This is a genomic window from Pseudomonas sp. AU11447 (genome assembly GCF_001672555.2).
GTDB classification, from domain to species: Bacteria; Pseudomonadota; Gammaproteobacteria; order Pseudomonadales; family Pseudomonadaceae; genus Pseudomonas; species Pseudomonas nitroreducens.
The window spans coordinates 1-736 of sequence record NZ_LZDG02000004.1 but is presented as its reverse complement, the minus strand read 5'-3'; the positions used below and the strand labels follow the sequence as shown (position 1 = coordinate 736).

Genomic DNA, 736 nt, shown 5'->3' with positions numbered 1-736 from the left:
CTCGGCGCCGGCTTCCACGATGGGCTCGATGCGAATCGCCTTGGTGCTGGTGTAGGCGATGGTTGCCGGAGTGGGCTCGGTGATGACCGCGCTGCTTTCCTTCACACGGAAGCCAGCGGCCGACACCTCGACCTCCGAGTTCGGCACCGGGGTGCTGTCCTGGGTCTTGGTGATGACCAGGCTCTTGGGACCAGGGAACTGGGTCAGGACCAGGCCGCCAGGAATGAGCACCACTTCCTCGCCAGTCACGGTCTCGGGTTCCAGCTCGACAACCTTGCCCTGGGTGACCATGGCCTGGTTCTCTTCGGTCCATTCCTGCATCTGCACGGTCAGGTCGACACCCTCGGGGGTATCGAGCTTGGACAGGTTGCCGCCACCAACACGACGGTGCTGTTTCCAAGTGATCGAGCTGGTGCGGTGGGCGATCTTGAATTGCTCGACGTCGCCCAGGTCACGCATCGGTGCGTTCTCCAGGTCGTTGCGCTGCGCATAGGCGATGCCTACGCCCTTAAATACTTTTACGCCTGCCATGGGTTACTCCCCCCTCACTTCTTCGCCGGCCTTGAAGTGGTCGACGATCAGCTTTGCATCGGCCTCGGAGACGGTAATAACCGTGTCCTTGGGGTGCTTGGTGCCGGCATGGCGGTGCCCGTTCTCGCGGGTGATCTTCACCTTCACGCCGGCCGGTTTGGTTTCCCCTGCCGAGGCGGGGGCCTTTTCTACTTTCATGTGTCCT

2 protein-coding genes are annotated in these 736 nt (G+C 62.1%); both read right to left on the bottom strand.

Translation table 11 applies throughout. The features are described 5' to 3' along the window. On the bottom strand, positions 1-531 hold a 531-nt coding region (locus tag A6723_RS00020), incomplete at its 3' end, for a hypothetical protein (protein WP_139092864.1). A gap of 3 nt (positions 532-534) precedes the next feature. Further along, positions 535-736 (bottom strand): hypothetical protein (locus A6723_RS32015; protein WP_175405512.1); only part of this gene is annotated, 202 nt, incomplete at its 5' end.